At 43.3% G+C, this 18,411-nt stretch carries 13 protein-coding genes and 1 tRNA gene; 4 read left to right on the top strand and 10 right to left on the bottom strand.

Annotation, left to right across the window (positions count from 1 at the left end; all coding sequences use genetic code 11):
* Positions 1–28: 28 nt before the first annotated feature.
* Positions 29–274: a DUF2185 domain-containing protein gene (locus QFZ51_RS16530; protein WP_429047283.1), complete on the bottom strand. Its 246-nt coding sequence runs from the start codon at positions 272–274 to the stop codon at positions 29–31.
* A gap of 195 nt (positions 275–469) precedes the next feature.
* Positions 470–1,327, bottom strand: a complete 858-nt coding sequence (locus QFZ51_RS16525; RefSeq protein WP_429047282.1) for a helix-turn-helix domain-containing protein — start codon at positions 1,325–1,327, stop codon at positions 470–472.
* 501 nt (positions 1,328–1,828) lie between these two features.
* Here QFZ51_RS16525 and QFZ51_RS16520 point away from each other — a divergent pair.
* On the top strand, positions 1,829–4,237 hold the full coding sequence (locus tag QFZ51_RS16520) for an FdhF/YdeP family oxidoreductase (RefSeq protein WP_429047281.1): 2,409 nt from the start codon (positions 1,829–1,831) through the stop codon (positions 4,235–4,237).
* Between the two features lie 182 nt (positions 4,238–4,419).
* The gene (locus tag QFZ51_RS16515) at positions 4,420–5,337 is read left to right on the top strand and encodes a bestrophin family protein (protein WP_429047279.1); all 918 of its coding nucleotides are present in this window, start codon (positions 4,420–4,422) and stop codon (positions 5,335–5,337) included.
* Between the two features lie 69 nt (positions 5,338–5,406).
* On the opposite strand, the gene QFZ51_RS16510 is transcribed toward QFZ51_RS16515, so the two are convergent.
* The 4 genes from QFZ51_RS16510 to QFZ51_RS16495 are packed head-to-tail and all read right to left on the bottom strand — an operon-like array spanning position 5,407 to position 8,127.
* Positions 5,407–5,850: a VOC family protein gene (locus QFZ51_RS16510; RefSeq protein WP_429047277.1), complete on the bottom strand. Its 444-nt coding sequence runs from the start codon at positions 5,848–5,850 to the stop codon at positions 5,407–5,409.
* Positions 5,851–5,853: 3 nt separating this feature from the next.
* Positions 5,854–6,195, bottom strand: coding sequence for a chaperone modulator CbpM (locus tag QFZ51_RS16505; protein ID WP_429047275.1), 342 nt, complete (start codon positions 6,193–6,195; stop codon positions 5,854–5,856).
* Between the two features lie 13 nt (positions 6,196–6,208).
* Positions 6,209–7,120: a DnaJ C-terminal domain-containing protein gene (locus QFZ51_RS16500; RefSeq protein WP_429047273.1), complete on the bottom strand. Its 912-nt coding sequence runs from the start codon at positions 7,118–7,120 to the stop codon at positions 6,209–6,211.
* A gap of 44 nt (positions 7,121–7,164) precedes the next feature.
* Positions 7,165–8,127: a Dyp-type peroxidase gene (locus tag QFZ51_RS16495; RefSeq protein ID WP_429047272.1), complete on the bottom strand. Its 963-nt coding sequence runs from the start codon at positions 8,125–8,127 to the stop codon at positions 7,165–7,167.
* A gap of 442 nt (positions 8,128–8,569) precedes the next feature.
* Between QFZ51_RS16495 and dnaK the strand changes: the two genes are divergently transcribed.
* Positions 8,570–10,480, top strand: a complete 1,911-nt coding sequence (dnaK, locus tag QFZ51_RS16490) for a molecular chaperone DnaK (RefSeq protein WP_429047271.1) — start codon at positions 8,570–8,572, stop codon at positions 10,478–10,480.
* Positions 10,481–11,121: 641 nt separating this feature from the next.
* On the opposite strand, the gene QFZ51_RS16485 is transcribed toward dnaK, so the two are convergent.
* Positions 11,122–11,205 (bottom strand) — tRNA-Leu (locus QFZ51_RS16485).
* A gap of 164 nt (positions 11,206–11,369) precedes the next feature.
* Here QFZ51_RS16485 and QFZ51_RS16480 point away from each other — a divergent pair.
* Positions 11,370–12,584, top strand: coding sequence for an NAD(P)-dependent oxidoreductase (locus tag QFZ51_RS16480; protein ID WP_429047269.1), 1,215 nt, complete (start codon positions 11,370–11,372; stop codon positions 12,582–12,584).
* Here QFZ51_RS16480 and QFZ51_RS16475 read toward each other — a convergent pair.
* From QFZ51_RS16475 to QFZ51_RS16465, 3 genes are read right to left on the bottom strand one after another with little or no spacing between them, the layout of a single operon-like run.
* Positions 12,579–15,377, bottom strand: a complete 2,799-nt coding sequence (locus tag QFZ51_RS16475; protein ID WP_429047267.1) for a gliding motility-associated C-terminal domain-containing protein — start codon at positions 15,375–15,377, stop codon at positions 12,579–12,581. The two genes, QFZ51_RS16480 and QFZ51_RS16475, sit on opposite strands and share 6 nt — an antisense overlap.
* A 34-nt stretch (positions 15,378–15,411) precedes the next feature.
* On the bottom strand, positions 15,412–16,134 hold the full coding sequence (locus tag QFZ51_RS16470) for a tRNA1(Val) (adenine(37)-N6)-methyltransferase (protein WP_429047265.1): 723 nt from the start codon (positions 16,132–16,134) through the stop codon (positions 15,412–15,414).
* Between the two features lie 2 nt (positions 16,135–16,136).
* The gene (locus tag QFZ51_RS16465; RefSeq protein ID WP_429047263.1) at positions 16,137–18,272 is read right to left on the bottom strand and encodes an alpha-L-fucosidase; all 2,136 of its coding nucleotides are present in this window, start codon (positions 18,270–18,272) and stop codon (positions 16,137–16,139) included.
* Positions 18,273–18,411: the final 139 nt, after the last annotated feature.

Here is an 18,411-nt window from a genome sequence, read left to right as displayed (position 1 = left end):
AATTATAGTGTCAACAATAATTGCTCTGTCATACTTTGCAATAGTATTTGACTTTGTAAAAGGAAAAATGGTTAGCGTCATCGGTATACTCTTGGCTTTCATTACCCGACAAGAACCGCCAGCCGCTGTCCGCATTTTCGGTAGGTTCTTCTCTATACATGTAACCGAGGGAGCCGCCATCTACTGTAATCATATCAGAAGCTATACAACCCATATTTGAGTCAATAACCTTAATGATATCTTCGGCGGATATTTTGAACTTTTTCCCTTTCATAAATTCAACATCTATTTCGCTGATGGGTTATCAAATCAACCTGAATGATGGGATGATAAACAGGCTTACTGAAAATCCCACAACTCCTTGCCGAATCCCTCATCCAAATAGGGGAAAACAGTTTCCTTGTAGTTGGCATTCCGCTGTACATTATTCAAAATGGTATTTACCAATATTATGATATCATATGTTTTACTATTGGACAGAAAATTTTATTCTATACTCCTTTGGTGTCATGCCAGTAGTCTCTTTAAAGAAGAATGAGAAGTAAGAGATATTGGTATAACCCAAACTGTAGCCAATTTCCTTTATTGACAGTTCGGAGCTATGAAGGAGTTTTTTGGCTTCCAGGACTACCCGTTCCCGAATCATCTCCAGGGGTGACTTCCCAAATTGCTTGCGACAAATAATTCCCAGGTAGTTAGGTGTTATGCTCAGTTGCTGAGCATAAAAAGCGACAACTTTTTGAGATTTATAATGCTTATCTATTAAGGCATGGAACTTATTTGAAAGGCTTGCGCCTTGTGATATTTCGGTATATCCGTGTACATGTTCTTTCCATAAGTGTACAATTAGAGCAATAAGCCTGGCCCTGGCATTAATTAACTCAGGGAAAACAATATTTGAGCCAATTTCTTTTTTGATCGCATTGAACTCAGAGCTAAATCTCTCATATCCTTCTTCATCAAGGCTTAGGGCAATATTTTTATTTAAAGATGAGAATGTGTGCCTTATTGGAATTGTAAATGTTTCCATTAAGGCGCTTTTTATTAAAAGTCTTCTACCGAAGGACTCAGGCGAAATTTTCCAATCAAACGTTTTATCAGGAAGATGGATGAAAATCTGCTTTGATCGGAGTTCAAACATGGTATTGCCTGTCCTGCATTCACCAGCGCCATTGTCAAGCAGAACAATCGTAAAAGATCTATCCGGAAAGTAATTTAGTTGTGCTGAACTTGAAAATTCCTGATATAGCACGTTGGACTCATTTTTAACTATTCCGGCCCGATTAGAATTCAACTCAATTGAATGGTTATTATTTTCTTCAGTCATCTGATTTTAATATAAATTCCGAAAATACCATGAAATTAATAATTTGCATAGTACCATAAATAAAATAATAATAAAAAACCGGTGCATTTCAAGACAAAAATATAAAAATAACAGTTGGGCTCAAAATTCGTCCAGGCATACAAAAAATATCAAAATAAAATGGAATTTGTGTCGAATATTGTGATATTAATGTCTATCATTATCACTTCCTGAGACTTCAATTTATATTCTATCCTACCCCGATTTTAGCATGAGGTATTTTTTTTAATTTTATGATGTTGATTCATTTTCAATAAAATCATAGCCTCAAATTATTTATATGAGGATCAGAATGCCTGAAATAATGCTCAGGGAATTGGCACGACTAATACGGTGGGTTTCAGTGGCTGGTCAGCTAAAGGAGTCTGCTCATTGAAAAGGATTGTGTTTGTATTGATACTGTTGAAGATCAAAGCGGTAATTCCCAATCCTCTGTTTAACTGTCTGTAAAAACTTGTATTTATGAAAGAAGACCATCATGCAGGAGATCAGCATCCTGGAGGAACAGAATGGGTTCTGAAGGCTATACCGGATGCTGAAAACCCATATCGGCTGCTGAATCTTAAACTAACTCCGGTGAAAAGCTGGGCTGCGGGCATTCCTGCAGTGATGGCGGCGATGAAGGATCTCATGGAGGAGAAGGCTTTTTTAAGAGGAAACATTGCCTTGCTGAAAATGAATCAGTTTAAGGGCTTTGACTGCCCCAGTTGCGCATGGCCTGACCCTGATGATGAGCGGTCTCCGATAGCTGAGTATTGTGAGAACGGCGCAAAAGCCTTGGCAGAAGAAGCAACTACTAAAAAACTTACTACGGAATTCTTCAAGGATAATTCCGTGGTTGATCTGGCAAAATTAGATGATTACAGGATTGGCAAATTGGGACGGTTAACGGAACCGATGTACCTGCCCAAGGGAGGAACGCATTATCAACCGATATGCTGGGATGACGCATTCAAAAAGATTGCTGAGCATCTTAATGCGTTGGAAGCTCCTGATGAAGCGGCATTTTATACCTCAGGGAGAACAAGTAATGAAGCTTCCTTTGTATACCAACTTTTCGCAAAAGAGTTTGGAACCAACAATATGCCTGACTGTTCCAATATGTGCCATGAAACATCTGGTTCGGCGCTACGTCCCACCATTGGTATTGGCAAGGGAACGGTGAAGTTGGAGGATTTTTATGATACTGATGTAATAATTGTTATAGGACAAAATCCCGGAACCAATGCGCCAAGAATGATGAGTGCTCTGGCAAAGGGAAAGAAGAACGGGGCCAGGATTATAGCGGTCAATCCTTTACCTGAAGCTGGATTAATGGGCTTTCGTAATCCACAGGAAGTATCAGGTGTTTTGGGGAATGGAGAAAAACTGGCAGACCTGTATCTACCGGTGAGAATAAATGGTGATATGGCATTCTTAAAGGCTATAGAGCTGTTATTGCTGGAATTTGAAAAGCAATCTCCGGGAGAAGTATTGGATCACCGGTTTATCAGGGAAAAGACTGTAAACTATGATTTATTCATTGAGCAGTTTGCGAATTATAACCTCGATGACCTTGCTGCTGAGGCCGGACTCGAACCTGCTGCGATATATGAGGCTGCACAAATGCTCGCCTTTAAAAAGCGCATAATTGTTTGCTGGGGCATGGGACTTACCCAGCAGCCTAACGGAGTGGACATGATCAGGGAGATGCTGAATATTTTACTGCTAAAAGGAAGTATAGGTATACAAGGCGGAGGTGTTTGTCCTGTGCGGGGGCATAGCAATGTACAAGGAAACAGAACAATGTTAATTGATGAAAAGCCAACTGACGAGCAGCTGGACCGACTTGAAAACTTCTTTGGGTTTAAAGTGCCGCGTAGTCACGGATATGATGTAGTGCGGGTCATTAAAGCCATGCACGATGAAAAGGTAAAAGTTCTGTTTTGTATGGGCGGAAACTTTCTATCTGCAACGCCGGACACGACTTATACTGCAAATGCGTTGAGAAAACTTAATTTGTTGGTATGTGTTTCCACAAAATTAAACCGTGGCCATTTGATTCATGGGAAGGAAGCTATCATTTTACCGACATATGGGCGCAGTGATAAAGACATTGTTAATGGTGAGCTTCAATTTGTTTCTACCGAGAATTCAATGGGAGTAGTACAGCATTCTAAAGGTGTATTGGATCCTGTATCCCGGAACCTCATCAATGAAACCCAGATTGTGTGCCGAATGGCAATGGCTACATTAGGAAGCAGGGCAGTGGTAAATTGGCAGCGGTATCACGATAGTTATGACGCGGTTAGAGACGATATTGAGCAATGCATTCCTGGATTTAAAGATTATAACGTGCGGGTGCGGGAAAAAGGAGGGTTCTATCTGCCCAATGCCGCTCGCGATGAGCAGCGTTTTGCAAAGCAATACGGATATCGGGCACCCTTTACACTAACTGTAGTTCCGGAAAACCGGCTTGCCGATGACGAATATATGATGGCAACAACCCGCACCCATGATCAGTTTAATACAACTATTTACGGTTTGGATGACAGGTATCGGGGTATACATAATGAACGGCGTGTGGTATTTATGAATCAAAAGGATATTGATAAAGCAGGATTCAAGGCAGGAGACAAGGTAGATTTATTTAACTATGATGACGACATTGAACGTATCGCTCCTTTATTTATTATAGTATCGTATCCTATACCGGAAAAAAATACTGTTACATATTTTCCTGAAACCAATGTGTTGGTATCGGTAAACAATGTGGTAAAAGAGAGTAATATGCCAGCGTCAAAATATGTAAAAATAAAAATTAGAGGACATGATCCGGAAGTATATAAAAAAATAGATGAAATGCTTCATAAAGGGCAGCTTCAACGCTAACCTGTATTAAGTGGTGATAATGCTGATATTTAAGCGGTATTGTATCTGAATTTATTTATATAAATTGTGTGATAGGAGATTTTAGATTTCGGTATCCAGTTTTTTGCTTTGCCTCTAAGTATTTTACTTACGCTACATTTGTAATACAAGCCTTTCCCAGAATTAATCAGCACAATAGAATTATGATTATCAGAAAGAAGGAACACTGGTTCAGGATGCTTTTTGTGTGGCATGGATCTGTGCTTCCCAAAGTACTGCCACGGCTGGTAGCGCTATTTATACTTTCATTTGTGATAGTATATCTTCATGGTCACATCCTGTCCTATAAAGTTCCGTTAAACCCGGCGCCGCTTACTTTGTTTGGCTTTGTGCTGGCCTTATTCCTGGGATTTCGCAATAGCGCAAGCTACGAACGTTTCTGGGAGGGCCGGAAGCTATGGGGAAGCATGCTCAACGTGACACGTTCTTTAACACGACAGGCTTTAACACTTGTTAATCCTCAATTGAAGGATGAGGAAGTTCTTGAATTCGTACAAATGCTTAGTGCTTGTACTTATGCTCTTAAACATCAGTTAAGAGGAACAGATCCACGACAGGACCTTGAATGTCGCTTGAAGGAACGATTATTTAAAATAGTGGAACCGGAGCATTACAAACCTACCGTTATAATGAGGTTTTTAGGTGAATGGGTACAGAAAGTAAAGCTTGACAATAAAATAGATTCTATTCAGCAGGCCCGTTTCGACGAAAATCTTGATAAAATAGCTGAGATAATTGGCGGTTGCGAGAGAATTGTTTCTACTCCCATCCCATACAGTTATCGGGTATTACTACATCGGACCGTTTATATCTACTGTTTTTTGTTACCATTCGGACTGGTGGACAGTCTCAGCTGGTTAACGCCTTTTATAGTCGCGTTTATTGCATACACATTTGTTGCCTTTGAAGCCATAGCAGATGAGATAGAAGAGCCTTTTGGGGTGGATACTAACGATCTTGCGCTTACCAGTATGTGCGAAATGATTGAGGTTACATTATTGGAACTGATAGGCAAAGATGTGGATACAAACCGACAGGGCAATGACGGTTTCGTTGATTGAACTTTTGGTAAAATTGCACAGAGGGAATGACAGGTAGCTGACCGGATAGCGTAATTTTTTGAAATAGGGTTATTTCAGGGAACTGTTATTTTTTGCATCAAAGCTTACCGTCCAGTTGATCCCAAACTGGTCTGTCACCATTCCAAATAAATCACCCCAAAAAGCAATCGCCAGGGGGACCGCAATTTGACCGTATTGAGCGAGCCCTGAAAATATTTTTTGTGCTTCGGCTTTGTTCTCCGCCGAAACAGACACACAGAAGTTATTACCTTGTATGAGGGAGGCGGCACCTTGTTCGTCTGCATCGCAGCCCATCAATACGGACATCCCTATTGGCAGGGAAATATGCATAATAAGAGCTTTATTTGCCTGGGTAACCTGGTATCCCTGATTGGCAGGCAATTCACTGTACCGGACAATATGGCCAAAGTCTCCACCAAATATTAACTTGTAATAGTTGAATGCTTCTTCACAAGTGCCGTTGAAAGTAATGTAAGTATTTGTTGTTGCCATGTTTTATTTTTTATGATTGGTTTTTTTTTGCACAGAATGTCTTTCTGCCTTCATTTGTGACTGTGCGCTTATAGCATTTTCGATGTTCTTTATTTTTTGCTGAAGATGCTCTATGCGGTTAATCAGATGATGTATGGCATCTAATCCTGCGATATTAATATCCAGTTCGTAATGCAATCGCCTGAATTTCTCGAAGCGGGGCAGCTGCTCAAATGCCAGGTATGATTCTTTCCCCGAACGGATAAGCTCAATCAATCCATACTCATCCAGCTGCTGGACAAATGATGTTTCTACTTCATAATAGATACAACATTGTTCTACTGAAATTTTTTTTGATGACTTCATACGTATTTTCCATTTACCGCTCTTTGGAGAGCTGTTGAAATAATTCTTTTTCCTTTGCTGTTAAGTTTGTCGGCAACTTTACCTCGTATGTTACATAGAGATCTCCATAAGTATCTTCCTTTTTATAAACAGGAAAACCCTTTCCTTTTAACCTTATTTTTGCTCCGTTTTGCGTTTCTGGCAAAACCTTAAGTTTTACAGCCCCTGACAGGGTGCTAATGGTTTCTTCGCCACCCAGCATGGCTTTATAAAGGTTAAGAGGGACAGTTGTGAACAGATCATTCTGTTTTCGGATAAAGTTTGTATCGTTTGTTATATTAAAAGTGATATAGAGATCACCGTTCGGTCCTCCGTTGACGCCGGGTGAACCATAGCCGGAGATTTTTATTTCCTGGCCGTTTTCAACGCCTGCAGGAACCGTGATGCGGATGTTTTTCCCGTTTACAGTGAATGATTGCTTATGGTTATGATAAACTTCAGATAATTTGAGTTGTAATGAGGCTCTTATGTCCTGACCTCTGAATTTGGATTGCCTGCCACCTGCTGCATTGTAATGGCCAAACATCGATTCAAAGAAGTCCGAAAAGTGGCCTTCATCAGCTTCGTTGCGGGAATAGTAGTCGCCACCGCCAAATGGATTCGCGTTGGCATAACTAGATTTATTTTGTTGTTGCCTGCGTGTTTCTTCAAACTGGTCAGCGTGTTTCCAGTCTTTGCCATATTGATCATATTTTTTTCTTTTTTCGGGATCACTCAATACTTCATTGGCTTCATTGATCTGCTGAAATAATTTCACCGCGTCGGGGTTTCCTGGGTTTAGGTCCGGATGGTGTGCGCGAGCCAGTTTCCGATAGGCCTTTTTTATTTCCTCCGTGGTAGCATTTTTGTTAACGCCTAGAATTTTATAATAATCTATATAATCCATTTCATTTTTTGATTAATAATGGTAATCCGTCTGTAAAGCCGCAGCTACTTTGCTTTGTATGCGTTAAGTAAATCGACTGAAGGTGCAAAGAAAAGAGTTCCGGTTTGAGCGATGCTGAAATCAAGGATACGATCATAGTTGCCGGGGGGATTTCCGATGTACATACATTTCAGCATTTCATTAGTGGTGCTGAACGTATTGGCATATGAGATAAAATAGGTGCCGAATTCATTTTTTGCTGCATTTCTAAAAGGCATATTATCCCGTACGATCTTCAAATCATTACCTTGTGCGTCAGTGATGCCAGCCAAGGCACTGTGGGAGTTGCCCGGTTTTATGTTTTCCGGCATTTCAATATCGCTGATCTTATAGCGTCCAAAAACTTTTTCCTGTTGCTCATCCGACAGACTGTTCCATGCCTCCATATTGTGCACGTATTTTTGTACAAACAGATAGCTGCCACCTTCATATTGGAGATCCTCTTTACCCACCATACCAAAACGTGCCCTTTGTTTTCCAATAGGATTTTCCGTACCATCTACAAAACCCAATATTGACCGGCCATCCCAATATCTGAAGCCGTGCACTTCCTCCACGCGGTCTGCGACAGTGTTTAACACCGCAGCAATGGCTACCGACATATCGATACATGCGGAAATATTAGCCGCCCGAAAATGGAAATGGATATCTCCCGGGGTGGATACTGCGGTGTATTTCCCACCAACTATAGGCCGGAAATTTGTTAACTCCTTTGGTACCGGCGTAGGTAAGTTCAGCTTTATCCATGCCTCATAGCCAATTCCCATGACACAGCTGACCCTATCCTCCGGCATTCGGACAGCAAAGGAATGGTTTAGGTTGGCAACCACTGCACAAACCTGTTCGAACGCAGGTTGAATATCAGCGTCTTTTTTAAATACCCAAACACAAAAGATGGTATTTGTATTTGGATAATCCGTTACATTCTGGGATTCAAAATGCTTTTCATAATTATCAGAAGAATTCATATTGTATCTATGTCTTTTGTCTTTGTTAAGGCCTATTGATTGTGGAAAAATGTATTTTTTAGGTTCAACCCCATTCTGACAAAAGTAAATCTTAGTTAGGTCAGAAATGATTAGCGTAGAATTGTTTTCGATATTGTTTTCACAATATTGGATACTAATAGTGTTGTGCATATTATCCTATACATGACGATAAATATTAGTTTTACGATAGAAATTATCCTTGAGTAGTTAGCTCCCTTGAGATGATAAATAAACTTGAGATGGTAAATAAAGTAAATAGTATGACATTCATTGTTGTTACCCGGATTAAATAGTTGATGAGTAATTACCTCATTACTTCCGTGATCAATGAGTGGTCAAATTGATGCAGGCATATTTTAAATTGGTTACCTCAGGTAATGTATCCTTAAGCTTTATTCTTTAAATACTTTAATTTCTATTTATGGGCAAAATAATCGGAATAGATTTAGGTACTACTAACAGCTGTGTGGCGGTAATGGAAGGCAATGAACCCATCGTGATAGCTAATGACGAGGGAAAAAGAACTACCCCTTCAGTAGTGGCTTTCAGTAAAAACGGAGAACGTAAGGTAGGTGATCCGGCAAAACGGCAGGCCATTACTAATCCTCACAATACAATAATGTCTGTAAAGCGATTTATGGGTAGGAAGTTTGACGAGGTTCAAAGCGAATTATCTCATGTTAGCTACAAAGTAGTCAGAGGTGATAATGATACCATCCGTATAGATATAGAAGGCCGCCTATATACTCCTCAGGAAATTTCCGCAATCATTTTGCAGAAGATGAAAAAAATTGCGGAGGATTATTTGGGACAGGCGGTCACAGAAGCTGTAATAACAGTGCCGGCTTACTTTAATGATGCTCAAAGACAAGCTACAAAAGAAGCGGGTGAAATAGCCGGGTTGAAAGTAAGCCGTATTGTAAATGAGCCTACCGCTGCAGCTCTGGCGTATGGACTAGGGAAACAAGACAGAAATCATAAAATCGCGGTATTCGATCTTGGGGGAGGAACATTCGATATTTCTATTCTGGAACTTGGTGATGGCGTGTTTGAGGTAAAATCTACTAACGGTGATACTCACCTTGGCGGTGACGACTTTGACAAGATTATCATGGACTGGCTGGCAGAGGTGTTTAAGAGCAATGAGGGCATTGATCTTCGTAAAGACCACATGGCATTGCAAAGGTTAAAAGAGGCTGCTGAAAAGGCAAAAATTGAACTTTCTTCAGCTACAGAAACCGAGATAAACCTTCCTTATATTACCGCTGTGGATGGAGCGCCTAAGCACCTGGTAGTAAAACTTACACGGGCCAAATTTGAGCAATTAGCAGATTCTTTGTTTGAGAGATGTCTCAAGCCCTGCCAGGCAGCGCTGAAAGATGCCGGGCTGGCAGCTAAGGATATTGATGAGATCATACTGGTAGGTGGAAGCACCCGTATTCCGAAAGTACAGGACATAGTAGAGAAGTTTTTCGGTAGGAAGCCTAATAAAGGGGTGAACCCGGATGAAGTAGTAGCAATTGGAGCTGCCATACAGGGCGCCATCCTAACCGGGGAAGTAAAAGACGTTGTACTCCTGGATGTAACACCATTATCGCTCGGTTTGGAAACGATGGGAGGCGTAATGACTACACTAATACCTGCCAATACAACCATTCCTGCAAAGAAATCAGAAGTGTTTTCTACTGCTAGCGATAATCAGCCCGGAGTGCAGATACAGGTATTGCAGGGAGACAGATCGATGGCCAAGGACAATAAAAGCCTGGGGATTTTCAATTTGGATGGCATTCCACCTGCACCCAGAGGCGTTCCCCAGATTGAAGTAATATTTGATATTGATGCGAATGGTATTTTGAATGTCAGCGCCATAGACAAAGGCACAGGGAAACAGCAGACCATCCGTATTGAGGCTGGAAGTGGGTTGAGTAAAGAGGAGGTGGAGAAGATGAGGGCGGATGCAAAAGCGAATGAGGCGGTAGATAAAGCTGCCAGGAAAAAAGCAGAAAAGATGAATCAAGCCGACAGCCTGATATTTCAGACTGAAAAACAGTTAAAGGAATTTGGAGATAAGATATCTGCCGATAAGAAGACGACGATCGGGGACGCATTATCCGCTTTGAAATATGCACATGAACATCAGGATGATATTGCTATTGATAAAGCCTTAACCGACCTCAATGCAGCATGGGCTGCGGCGGGTGAAGATATGTACAGGCAAAATGATGGTTCAGCGGGCGGTGATACGACTGCAAATGCACAGGCTCAACCTGATCAGTCCAATAGCAGCGGCGGCGGGGATGTTACTGATGTGCCTTTTGAAGAAGTGAAATAGCATTGGCTGTTTTATGTTTATGAATTGATAGAAGCTCTCCGTGATACCTTTTTCTTTGGTAATGATTGTTATTACTTAGTATCCTTAAAAGTTATGAGAAAAGCAACGATGAGAGTAAATCGCCTCATGTTTAGATGGGTATAGGGTTAACAAATTTCTTCACTGCACAAAACGGTACGTTCGATTTTAAAAATCGAAATCCTCAGTTTGTCGAAATTGTTTTATTGGCTATACCGGAAGGCGATTGCTTTTCCGTCCGGCAAAGATTATGATGAATAACGGCAATCGTATTTTTTTTTATAATGCCCTAGATAATCGAATTACTCAAAATTATCTTAGCCCTTTTAAAAATCTCTCTCAGAATAAATAGTAGGTGCCCAATTACACCCGCCGATCAAAAATTTATTTCAAATTTATTCGCAATTAATCAACTGCCAACCGTTATGATAGAATTACCTTTCTACTGTATGGAGATTATATGGAGATGTGTCTTTTAATTCCACTTTTGTTCCCGTAGTTTTACATTAGAAAGTTCTTTTAAAAAATAAGCCACCATAGGATGTTTGCAAATTGTTTGCAAATTTGTTGGAAATAAGAAAGGCCCGCTTGCGCGAGCCTTTCTAAGTAGTTGGTAATCAATGTGCCCAGAACAGGAATCGAACCTGCACTCCCTTTCGAAAACAAGATTTTGAGTCTAGCGCGTCTACCAATTCCGCCATCTGGGCAATCTTACTAATGAACTTCGCCGCGTCAATTGCGGGATGCAAATATAGAAACTCTTATTTAATCTGCAAATAATTTTTACATTTTTGTATATAAAAATTTCGCACCCCGCATAAACAGGGCGTTTCAGGAGTTCACAAATGACTAAAATACCCTAAATTCAAAGATGGAAAACAAGATACACATCGGACTTATCAGGGAAGAAAAACACCCGCATGATAACAGGGTAGCCTTTACGCCCAAACAATGCCAATGGATCATGCAACATTTTCCACGGGTTCAAATCTACGTACAACCATCCCCGTTACGATGCTTCAAAGACGATGAATACGAAAAAGCAGGCGTCCCGCTGGAGGAAGACCTCTCCCACTGCACCACCCTGCTGGGCATCAAAGAGGTTCCCACCGATAAATTGATCGCAGGAAAAACATACCTCTTCTTCAGCCACACCAAAAAGAAACAGCCGCATAATCAACACATGCTGCAAACCATCCTGGAAAAAAATATCACACTGATAGATTATGAATGCCTCGTACACCCCGACGGACAACGAATCCTGGGCTTCGGCTTCTTTGCAGGTATCGTAGGCGCGCATAACGGCCTGATGGCATACGGGGAAAAAACACAGTCCTTTCATTTTAAAAGGGTGCACACGTGCCACGACTTCCAGGAACTCATCAATCATTACTTCGGCATCAAACTGCCTCCGCTGAAAATAGTAATCACCGGCTCCGGACGGGTAGCCGCCGGCGCACTGGAAATCATGGGCCTGCTAGGTATCAAATATCTTCCGCCGGAAGAATACCTGATCAATACTTATTCCTACCCGGTATATACTCAACTGAAAGCAGGCGAACTCTATCTGCGGAAAGATGATAAAACATACAGCCGGGCCGACTTCCACGCACATCCGGAAGCATACGAATGCCGCTTCCTTCCCTATGTGACCGTAAGTGATATACTCATGAACGGGATCTACTGGGACCAGAAAATCCCGCCGCTCTTCCAGGCAGATGATCTGAAAAAAGAAAACTTCCGCATACAGGTCATCGCCGATATCACAGACGATACCAACGGCTCCATTCCCTGCAACCTCGGCGACAGTACCATCGAAAGCCCCGTGTACGGCGTTACAAAAGATAAGATGGAACAAACAGAACCTTATCTCCCCGGAACGGTAGACATGATGTGCGTAAGCAATCTCCCCAACGAACTGCCGCGGGACGCCTCACAGTATTTCGGGGACCAGCTGATGAAATATGTTTTTGATGAGCTACTGCAAACAAACAGCGAGATGATCAGTAATGCAACGATCGTCGCTAATGGCAAACTAACCGCTAGGTATGCTTACCTCGAAGACTATGCAAAAGGAGCGCTATAGCAACAGGTTAACAGCGCCTTTCAGCTGTTTTTCTATCCCATCAATGTTCTTATAACGGATGAAATATACATAGGCTCCCACCGGTTGCAACTGCCCTTTATATGTACCATCCCATCCCTGCAACAGGTTAGTCGTGGAAAATATTTCCACGCCCCAACGGTCAAATACTCTAAACTCCAGCAATACCTGTCCGTTCGGCTGACGAAGCCTGAACACATCATTCAGCCCATCACCATTCGGCGTAAATGCATTAGGGACATACAAGTCAGAAGCACATTCCTTCACCAACGTTTGCAGGTTAACCACACCGCATTCATTGGAAACAGCCACCCGGTAAATACCCGGGTAACGGATGGCGTAAACATTCCCGGAAAATCCGCTCTGCCATTCATATTTGTCGTATCCCGGAACCAACGTTATAACGGTTGGCCGGCCGGAAAACAAGCACACTTCAGGGACAAGCATTACCTGCGGCTTCTCTTTTAATGCCAGGTACACAATAACCGTACTATCGCAGCCACTGGTAGTAAACAATGCGCTCACATAACGCCCGGTACTGCTCACACTTCTGCCGTCAGGCAGCGTATAAAATTGTCCATTGCAAATGGTATCATATTTTTCCTGGCTGTAAACAGGCATTACAGTAAGCCGGGTGGTAATAATGCTATCACATCCATGATAGGAAGCGAACGAAGATACATACGTACCGGAAACCCTCACTGACCGCCCGTCCGGTAATATATAAGGTTCTCCCTCACAGGTAATAGCAGTCTTCGCAATATTATAACGCGATTGCATCTGCAGGTTTGTAACAATAATGCTGTCACATCCTTTATCACTCTTGAAACGGGAAGTATACTGCCCCGTAATACTTACAGTCCGGCCATCCGGCAAGCGGTAAGTATCACCATCGCAAATGCTAATGGATTCCGCGGCAGTATAAACCGGATTCACCACCAGTGTTGTGATAATAACACTGTCGCAGCCCGCCGAGGACGTAAGAATACTGTTATAGATGCCCGCAGCAGTCACCACCTTCCCATCCGGTAAGCGGTAATTATCGCCCTCACAAATAACTGCATCCTGCAGATAGTTCTTCTCCGGCACATACAGTTCAGTGGTAATGATACTATCGCAGCCCTGGTAAGTTTTCAGGGAAGATGTATAGCTACCAGAACTATTTACCTTTCTTCCATCAGGCAACTGGTACTCCTGTCCGCTGCAGATAGTCACTTTCTCCGTCAACTGATATACCGGCAATATTTTTAAGGTGGTGTTAATAATGCTGTCGCAACCATTGCTCAATCTTTTCAGCGTACTAACGTAAACGCCGGCGGTACTCACTTCCCTGCCATCCGGCAGCGTATAAGTGACGTTACTGCAAATACTTTTTGTAACACTTTCCTCTATCTTACTGCCAAGGATGATATCCTGTATTTTCTCATCAGTACTGCATCGACGCGTTACCTTTACTTTTACGGTATATTTTTTTTCGATGGCATATGTATGCCGGGGCGACAGGTCGGCAGAAGTAGTTCCATCTCCAAAATCCCACAATATACTCGTTACATCTACTTCATTATTCAGCCTGAAAACAGGGCTACGACTACAGAGGTCCGATGCAGTAAAGTCCGCAGGAAAATAAAGAAAGCTATTTACAAATGTGGGAAAAGATACAGAAGTTCTGTGTTGCCCGGTGCCGGGAGGCTCCATATCTATCGCATCCCGTTCAAAATTACAACCTACACCCCTCACCTCCGGGTTATGGATCATACCCACATACCGGTATCCCCCGTAGTATCCCTGCTCATACCCCATATAAATATGCCCGTCAGGCCCCATCTGAAGTCCGCCCATCTGGATATCATCCGTATTGGTGACTATTGTTTGCTGGGAAGCATTGATGTTGGGCGCCGTCAAATCATACTGGTATAACTTACCCCAATTCAGATAGTTCATGCTCACTACGTACAGCAGCTTCCCGCTGATAGTAAATTCAATGCCAAGTGGGAAAATAATATTGAGCGAAGCAAAAGGAGGACTGATCACGCCTGTGCTGTTATTAAACTTCAGCAAATCTACCACGCTCATAGCGCCCTGACGGATAGATCCCAGGGAATGCACCATAGTGCCGCCGTCAGGCGAAAACTTGATATGACCGGTTTCTTCCCAGCCTCCCGGATGAATAACTGCACCAGTTGTATAAGTAGTGGCAGCAGATAATCCGGCAGGGGAAAGCAGGTATACATGAAAGGTAGCGGTATTGGCGGAATGCGTTACTACCCAATAGTCCCTCCCGTTACAATGCCGGGTAGCCGCCATTTTCTCCGTACTCTGACTATTACTCAGCAACGGGGTATTCTTGGTGGAAGGAATGATATCACCTTTACCGTTATCCAGCGCCATATCCAGTATATTATAACGGAACCCTTTATTGGTCATTGTAGTAAACAGGTAATACTGCCCCGGATGTCCCGGAAATGGTACGGCAATACCCGACTGCACACTGGATGGGTCGCCCATGAGACCAGTTCCATTGGGCATAATGCCATGTTGGGCATTCCAAACGGTAGATCCCTCTGTATAAAAAAGTAATTTCCCGGTGGCGCCATCACAAATGGTGGCTACCCCTTCGCGGGTGTAAGTTCGTCCATCAGTAAGAACGGTGGCAGGGGTAGTGTTGAAGTTAAGCCCGGCATTATATCCAAAGTACCAGATATTGATCTCTTTCTGGGCATGCACAATAACGGGCAACAATAAAAACACCAAACAAATTCTGGCTACTCGAAGCATATCAGGATAAATAGAGTGCCAAAATACAAAAAATCTACAGGTATAAATAATATGGCCGTAATAAGGCGATAAATTCAGGCGTATATACATGCTCCGCATCATACACGGAAAGTTCGCTGATCACAGTATTCACCGGCTTCCTCGAAAAAATACCCACGGTCCGAAAAAAGCCATGGTTCACACTCTGCCGGATATACAACGCCTGCTTCAAATGAAACCCTGCTGCCTGCGCCAATACCCGGAAACCTTCAAAGGCAGTATAAGGCAGTAACACCGACAACTCTCCCGACGCCGCCAATTGCTGGTCGACTGCCGCAATCAATTCCTGGTAGCTCAGGTTGGTGGCATGCATGGCCTGGTCTTTCTCCGCCTGCCCACTCTTCAACGCACGCTCATAAAAGGGTGGATTGCTGATAATAAAGTCATACTTCACCAACCCATCCAGTTTTCGTATATCCTGCCGGGTTAGGGTTAAACGGTTCGCCCAGGGCGATTCTTCAAAATTCTGTATGGCCTGGTGAGCGGCTCCGGCGTCCAGTTCCACCGCTGTGATTTCAGCATCTACCTGCTGCGCCAGCATAAGACTCAGCAGGCCGGTACCGGCGCCTAAATCCAGTATAGCCGGCGCCGTTATATCGTTGTCCGCCAGGTACTGTGCTGTGAAAGCCCCTTGTATACAGGCATCTGTACAAACTTTCATGGCGCAATGCTCCTGGTGAACCGTAAACTGTTTAAATTTAAAAAATGTATTTGCCATCTTTATTTTGAATCTAACACCACCGCCAGGTTAGGCATCCGTAAATTACGGTGCACAGATACCGGGTTGGCCTGCCTGATCACGCAGTTTTCTACTTTACCGCTGCCGCCTGTACGTTGCGGCAACTGCTGAACATATAACACCTGCGGTACATTACGGCTGATGCCCACTACTGCCTGCTTCGCAAAGCGACTGTAGAATTTGGCCACCAGCTGATTCTTTCCTTCTTTCAAAGATAATAATAACACTTCCGATTGCGTACCTCCCCTTTCCGGGTTATTGTGCAATAACTGCTCTTCCCCGTTCAGATATACTGCAATACCATCTCCGCTATTAAAACTTACCAGGTAATCACCGGCTTTCGGCGCCGTGATCTCCTGTAAAATATAACTGGCCACACTTTTATCTGCGGTTAATGTAATAGGTGCATCATTCTTCCAGTCACTGTGCAGTGTCCACGCAGCATTATCCTTATTGGGCCAGGGTTTGGACGGATCAATATCTTTCACACTTCCATGCGTGCCATCAATACCGGACCAGAAAGGACCCGCGCTGTACATTGGTCCCCACTGCAGGGAAGCCGGGTCATTTTTCAGCGGACTGGTAACACCACCATCCAGCAACACTTCCCTGGTGCTGCCATTTAGTGTCAGCAAAATTCGTTTGCCTTTCTCTGCATCGCTATACACCAGCTCCAACGCAGCAGGGCGCGGTGTGGTAAATGCCCACGACTCACCCACCTCACTGCGGTAATAGCTTTCATAATCAATACCGGAGAAGCTGAATAACGGCGTAGCATTATCCCTGCTCAAACGCGTAGCATGATGTAATAAGTGAACCGGTGTAATCGCCACAGGTCCTTTGCAGGCAACTGCCAGCACGGCAATGTCTTTATCTGCGAGCTTAAAATCTGCGGGTAACCGGAGATAGGTGTTACCATCTTTGGCAGATATTTTAACGGGTACTTTCTTTCCATTGCTCAATAAGGTTACCTGGCTGATCTTACTGTTCAGTCCTGGTAAGATAATAGTGCCATGTTCCGGCTGCTGCAGTAAATGCAGGTACAATTTTCCGGGCTTCGTAGTCACTTCGCCCCAGGCAAAGGTAGTATCGAACGGATTGGCAGAAGCGCTGTAAATAGCTTCACCATTGAGTTTCAGCCAGGCGCCGTTTAACAGCAGCACCTCTTTTTCAAAGTCCACCACAGAACCGTCGCCACGCGGGCCAATATTCAGCAGGTAGTTTCCGCCACGGCTTACCACTTTAATCAGCCCCTCCAGTTTTTCATGCGCCTTGTCTTCCGCCTTGCCATGCTCCTGCCAGCTGCGATAGCCCCATGTTTCATCATACACGGAAGCAGGCGTTTGCCATGCGGAAGCAATCTTATAGTCAGGATACTGGTTATCTCCCATTACACAAAAATCACCGGCATCATTTCCCAAACGGCCACTCACCATACAACCCGGCTGCAAACGATGCACGATATCAGCAAGGTCCCTGCTTTGCTGCGCTGTCAGTGATCCCATATCAAACCAGATCTCGGATACCGGGCCATAGTTGGTCATCAGCTCCGTTACCTGCTTCTTATTGAATTCATGATGCTCGGGGGTAATAGGATCACTATTACTGCTGGAAATAGGATACGCCTGTGGAAAATGCCAGTCGATCAAAGAAAAATACATCCCAAACTTCAACCCATGCCTGTGGCACGCATCCGATAATTCTTTCAGCACATCCCGTTTGAAAGGCGTTGCATCCACTACATTATAATCTGTATACGCAGTATGAAACATGCAAAAACCATCATGATGCTTGGAAGTCATTACCACCGATTTCATACCCGCCGCCTTTGCCAGCAGCACAATTGAGTCAGCATTCCATTGTTCGGGGTGAAACTGTTTGGCCACGTCTCCATAGGTATCACTGTAAATACCGGCATGCGCCTGTATCTGTTCACTATATCCCTTCGTAACCGGCTTGCCCTCCCAAACGCCTCCCAGCGTGGAATAAATAGCGCCCCAGTGTATAAACATGGAATACTTCTGATTCTTCCACTCCGTTTGCGCCACAGGTTCCTGTGCTACCGCAAACTTTCCTACCACAATAAGCGCCAGTAAAATGCTAAAAATTCTCTTCATAGATAATAAGTAATGTAAAAATCAATAAAATCAGCGTAATCCTGCTCCAAGACAATTTAACATCGCCGAAGGCGATCCCAAAGCACGACTTAAAGCTAAACCGATATACTATTGATTTAGAATAGGATTTTAGCAATTA

It is taken from the genome of Chitinophaga sp. W3I9, assembly GCF_050434025.1.
Classification (GTDB): Bacteria; Bacteroidota; Bacteroidia; order Chitinophagales; family Chitinophagaceae; genus Chitinophaga.
This window is presented reverse-complemented; position numbering and strand designations above follow the sequence as displayed.

Coding starts and splice junctions, on each gene's coding strand:
- QFZ51_RS16465 (WP_429047263.1), bottom strand. CDS start 18,272: ATGAAGAGAATTTTTAGCATTTTACTGGCGCTTATTGTGGTAGGAAAG.
- QFZ51_RS16530 (WP_429047283.1), bottom strand. CDS start 274: ATGAAAGGGAAAAAGTTCAAAATATCCGCCGAAGATATCATTAAGGTT.
- QFZ51_RS16495 (WP_429047272.1), bottom strand. CDS start 8,127: ATGAATTCTTCTGATAATTATGAAAAGCATTTTGAATCCCAGAATGTA.
- QFZ51_RS16470 (WP_429047265.1), bottom strand. CDS start 16,134: ATGGCAAATACATTTTTTAAATTTAAACAGTTTACGGTTCACCAGGAG.
- QFZ51_RS16500 (WP_429047273.1), bottom strand. CDS start 7,120: ATGGATTATATAGATTATTATAAAATTCTAGGCGTTAACAAAAATGCT.
- QFZ51_RS16505 (WP_429047275.1), bottom strand. CDS start 6,195: ATGAAGTCATCAAAAAAAATTTCAGTAGAACAATGTTGTATCTATTAT.
- QFZ51_RS16525 (WP_429047282.1), bottom strand. CDS start 1,327: ATGACTGAAGAAAATAATAACCATTCAATTGAGTTGAATTCTAATCGG.
- dnaK (WP_429047271.1), top strand. CDS start 8,570: ATGGGCAAAATAATCGGAATAGATTTAGGTACTACTAACAGCTGTGTG.
- QFZ51_RS16515 (WP_429047279.1), top strand. CDS start 4,420: ATGATTATCAGAAAGAAGGAACACTGGTTCAGGATGCTTTTTGTGTGG.
- QFZ51_RS16510 (WP_429047277.1), bottom strand. CDS start 5,850: ATGGCAACAACAAATACTTACATTACTTTCAACGGCACTTGTGAAGAA.
- QFZ51_RS16480 (WP_429047269.1), top strand. CDS start 11,370: ATGGAAAACAAGATACACATCGGACTTATCAGGGAAGAAAAACACCCG.
- QFZ51_RS16475 (WP_429047267.1), bottom strand. CDS start 15,377: ATGCTTCGAGTAGCCAGAATTTGTTTGGTGTTTTTATTGTTGCCCGTT.
- QFZ51_RS16520 (WP_429047281.1), top strand. CDS start 1,829: ATGAAAGAAGACCATCATGCAGGAGATCAGCATCCTGGAGGAACAGAA.